The organism is Aliivibrio sp. SR45-2, from assembly GCF_963890165.1.
In the GTDB taxonomy this organism is placed as follows: Bacteria; Pseudomonadota; Gammaproteobacteria; order Enterobacterales; family Vibrionaceae; genus Aliivibrio; species Aliivibrio salmonicida.
Window position 1 is genome coordinate 1 of record NZ_CAWPRC010000226.1, and the last position, 4,538, is coordinate 4,538.

The 4,538-nt window shown below is 33.0% G+C and carries 5 protein-coding genes; all 5 read right to left on the reverse strand.

Going from position 1 to position 4,538, the window contains the following annotated elements; genetic code table 11:
- Window positions 1–441 (reverse strand): NAD-dependent epimerase/dehydratase family protein (locus AACV33_RS20995; RefSeq protein ID WP_182700625.1); only part of this gene is annotated, 441 nt, incomplete at its 3' end.
- A complete protein-coding gene (locus AACV33_RS21000) occupies window positions 441–1,478 on the reverse strand; it encodes a polysaccharide biosynthesis protein (protein WP_182700626.1) in 1,038 nt (345 codons plus the stop codon). The genes AACV33_RS20995 and AACV33_RS21000, both read right to left, overlap by 1 nt.
- 8 nt (window positions 1,479–1,486) lie before the next feature.
- Entirely contained in the window at window positions 1,487–2,563 is a 1,077-nt protein-coding gene (locus AACV33_RS21005; protein ID WP_182700627.1) for a hypothetical protein, read from the reverse strand.
- Entirely contained in the window at window positions 2,563–3,627 is a 1,065-nt protein-coding gene (locus AACV33_RS21010) for a glycosyltransferase (RefSeq protein WP_182700628.1), read from the reverse strand. The genes AACV33_RS21005 and AACV33_RS21010 overlap by 1 nt, the downstream gene beginning before the upstream one ends.
- A gap of 136 nt (window positions 3,628–3,763) precedes the next feature.
- Window positions 3,764–4,474: an antibiotic acetyltransferase gene (locus AACV33_RS21015; RefSeq protein ID WP_182700629.1), complete on the reverse strand. Its 711-nt coding sequence runs from the start codon at window positions 4,472–4,474 to the stop codon at window positions 3,764–3,766.
- Window positions 4,475–4,538: the final 64 nt, after the last annotated feature.

The window sequence follows — 4,538 nt, forward strand, 5'->3', positions numbered from 1 at the left end:
CGCTACTACAGAATTGTAGTTTGGACGACACCACTTACCAAAAACATTAGGCAATCGATAAATATAAACTTTTGCTCCTGAATGCTTAGCATAGTTATTCAGCACATCTTCAGCTAAGGCTTTACTCACTCCGTAAGCATTTGATTGCTCAGCCTGAATAGATGAAGTTAACAGTATTGGTGTTGTACGATTCAACTCTTCTAACTTAGATATAATATGAGACGTTAAATCAGCATTTCCTAATTTAAACTCATCATCATTTTTCGGGCGATTAATGCCCGCTAAATGATAAATAAAATCTACCGATTTTAATGCTTCATTTAACTCTTCGGTTGAATTGCTACGATCTATTTTAACAATGTCAGTAAAGCCCTGCTCTTCTAGTTGTAAACAGAGGTTTTTGCCAATAAAGCCATTTGCGCCTGTTACAAGAATTTTCATTACACACCTTCAGGAACGATTAGGCTACCAGCTTCAATATCAGCAATAAAATCTAATTTATGAAGTAATTTAATCATACCATCTACATCTAAACGATCTGTATTGTGTGAATTATAATCTTCAATAGAAGTTAAGTCTTGCTCACCTTCTTCTACATATTGTGAATAATTAAGATCTCGATTATCTGAAGGTATACGATAATATCCACCTTGATCTTCAGCAACAAACATTTCTTCTCGGCTACATAAAGCTTCATACAATTTTTCACCATGACGGGTGCCAATCACATTAACTTTATGCTCGGGTTTTGATGTAATAACTTTTAAAGCTTGTACTAAGATATCAATAGTAGCGGCTGGTGCTTTTTGAACAAAAATATCGCCATTCACACCATTAATGAATGCATGTAAAACCAAGTCAACAGCATCATTTAATGTCATCATAAAACGTGTCATATGAGGGTCTGTTATGGTGATGGCATCGCCATTCATTATTTGTCGTAAAAACAATGGAATAACAGATCCACGAGAAGCCATTACGTTCCCATAACGAGTTGCAGATATAACCGTTTTTCTAGGATCAACATTACGTGATTTAGCAACAATCACCTTCTCCATCATCGCTTTTGATATACCCATAGCATTAATTGGATAAACTGCTTTATCTGTACTCAAACATACCACGCGAGATACTTCATTCGCTATACATGCCTCAAGCACATTTTCCGTACCTAAGACATTCGTTTTCACCGCTTCCATTGGATGAAATTCACAAGACGGTACTTGTTTAAGTGCCGCAGCATGATAAACAAAATCGACACCGCGAGTCGCAGATAAAATCGAATTGTAATCGCGTACATCACCAATATAAAACTTTAACTTAGATGAATTGTATTTCTTACGCATATCATCTTGTTTTTTCTCATCACGAGAAAAAATACGTACTTCTTTAATATCTGTTTCTAAAAAACGATCGAGTACAGCATTACCAAAAGAGCCTGTACCACCTGTTATTAGTAAAACTTTATTTGAAAACATAATTGACTCTATAAATAAGGTTGGAAAATCACATCAAGTTTTTTCTTAAAATTGGATTCATAAGAAAAACTAGTTAAATACTCTGCGCGGCCATTCTGTCCCTTTTGCTGATAATCCTTAACACTAACATTAAGTATCGTTTTCCAGCTAGAATCATAATCAAATGGAACAACAAAGCCACATTGTAAATCTGTCACTACATTAGTCATTGCTAGTCCACGATTAGTAATGACCGGAATACCAAGCATCATAGCATCATAAAGTTTGTTCGATGCCGCTAATCGATTAATCTCCAAGGATGGATCATACAATGAGAATATAGCATCACAAACTGTTACTTTACAAAACAACTCAGCCTGTGAAATGTAACCAAGATAATCTACGTTTGGTAAAGCTACGAAAGCCTTTGCACTATCATCTACAAGCTCACCAGCTACAATAAATTTTGCATTACTATACTTAGCAAAATTTATTAATGACGTCATTCCCCTACCGGCAGTCAATAGACCAGATATGCAAAATATTCTTTCATTCGGTTCATTAAAGTCCACGATTCGTTCTTGATAGAAATCTTCTGGTGAATTGTGAATCACAATATATTCATCATCAATTTCTGATACACGAATATCATCAACATGAATTGTCAATTCTGCCGCACTACGGGTTTTTCTATCAAGCCAACGGATAAACCGCTTTATTATTTTAGGTAGGCGATAACGAATAGCGAATTCGTCATGTATGTCATAAATATAACGAAGAGAACGGTTAAATTTTTTGGCCAAATAGAGAGGAAAAGCGGAATCGAAATCTATAGCAAAGATTATTTCATCTTTCTCTTGCTTGTAACAAAGAAATTTGAAAAAAACCATCAGCATCCAAAGAGGGTAAAAAAATAATAATTTACGCCCACCAAAGCCTCCACCTTGCAATATATAGGTTTCTCTTCCTTCATGATCTCTAACAGATTCATTCCTCAACCAACAAAAAGCTCGAATATTCCATTGACGCTCTTGGCAGTAACGAATGAATTTACTTACTCTTACATGACTGTAACAATTACTACCTTTCAAAAATGTAATTTTCATTAACGACTCACATATTTAACTGCTTGAAAAATACCATCGGCCATCATTTCAGGTAAACGTTTAGATTCATAAAATTCACGAGCCTTTAATCCCATATCTACATACTTTTTAGGGTCACGATTAATGTCAATCAAAACTGATGACAGTGATTCATCTGTTTCTAAAATTACCCCAGTAGCCTTATTTTCAATACTAAAAATTTCACCACCAGTAATCGCGGACTTAAATGTAATAAAAGGTACCGCATTACTCATGCTAGTTAATACAGAAAGACCAGCCTGATGAGGAGATATACAAGCAATCGTATTTCGATAAAAAGACGCTATGGTTGCTTGGTCATAAATAGCGCCATGGAAAAATATTTTATGTGATAAACCCATCTCTTTAACGCTATTTTCAAGAGAATTCCGTTCCTCTCCATCACCAATAATATCAATAGAATACAACTCATCACCTAGAGTATTATAAGCTTTTCTATATTCAGAGAGTAACATGTCGACCCCTTTCTCCTGATATAAAGTACCAATAAAAAGTAGACGATTTCTATTCTCAGAAGTCTGTATATAATAAGGATTAGCTACCGTATTATTTGAAACGAATAGAGATTCTCGGCCTCGTATTTTTTGATATTTATCTAAGGGATAATTTGAGTAAAAGATCAAAGCATCTGCAAATTTACTCATGTATAAACGAAGTTTAGCACTCACCCCACCTTGATCAAACGACTTAGTGTATGAAGCACTAACTCCTATTCCCCAGAAAATAAATTTGTATGTTCGAAAAGGATTCATCGCCATCATTAGCAAATCTAAACAACGAAGATTAAATAACCCAATAGTAACATCAGAAGATTTCGCTAACTTTCCCGCACTTTGATAATGAATTAAAAAAGGACCAAACTTCTTAAGTTCACATTGAACAAGCGAAAAGTTAAGCTCTCTAATTGAAAACTTATCGGCATTCTCACATACAATAGTTAATTCGCATTTTTCACCTAAAAAATTAAAAATAGGCACACGATAATGTTGTAACGTATGAATAAAAACTACAACTTTCTTTTTCAAAATAATCAACCTATACCAATATTCAAAACACAAAAACAAAATTACGTTAGCACATATTTTTATTGAATCATCAATGGTTTCTGCATTTTAAAACCATTTAATCTATATAAAAAACACTAAAATATAATTAACTCTCTTATTCTGGTAATTTGGAATGATGAGATATTAATTTTTCAATGTCACTAAATAAATCAACATTGTTAATTAACCATTCCTCACCCATATCCCACCATTTTAACTCTTCAAGAAATTTAATTTGCACATCTGTAAACCTTTTATTTATCACTTTCGCAGGAATACCTCCCACGATTGAATAAGGTTCTACATCTCTTGTGATAACAGCATTAGTACCAATGATGGCTCCATTACCAATAATAAGCCCTCCAATAATACGAACCCCAGTCGAAATACAAACGTCATTCCCGATTATTATATCAAAAGAATCATTTACTTTTCGATATTCAGAGAACTTTTGCTCAGTAACATATTTAATACTAGTCGACTTTTGTAAAGAATAAAAAACAGGTGAAGTAGAAACAAATTTTGAAGTTGGATGAATACCAGAAATAACCTTAACATCATCAGCTATACTACAATATTTGCCAACAGAAGCTGAAATATTAGAATTAGAACCAATATAAGAACCATAACCCAATTTACCTTTAAAAAAAGTTTTATTCCCAATTTTATTACCACCTTCAAATATTGACATTTTATCAACGTTGGAGCCTAAAGGTATATATATATTACGGTCTCTATATTCTATTTTCTTTAAAAAAGTGAATACCTTTCTATAAATATATAAGATAAATATCTTTATAGGCATTAAAGTATATGAATGTTTCATAAAATCACCTTCTTATTATTTTTAAAACATTAAAAAACTCATCTTTATTCAAAATAAATAAAAG

Bases quoted from the DNA above. Each gene is read 5' to 3' on its own strand.
- AACV33_RS21005 (WP_182700627.1), bottom strand. From the start codon at position 2,563: ATGAAAATTACATTTTTGAAAGGTAGTAATTGTTACAGTCATGTAAGA.
- AACV33_RS21000 (WP_182700626.1), bottom strand. From the start codon at position 1,478: ATGTTTTCAAATAAAGTTTTACTAATAACAGGTGGTACAGGCTCTTTT.
- AACV33_RS21015 (WP_182700629.1), bottom strand. From the start codon at position 4,474: ATGAAACATTCATATACTTTAATGCCTATAAAGATATTTATCTTATAT.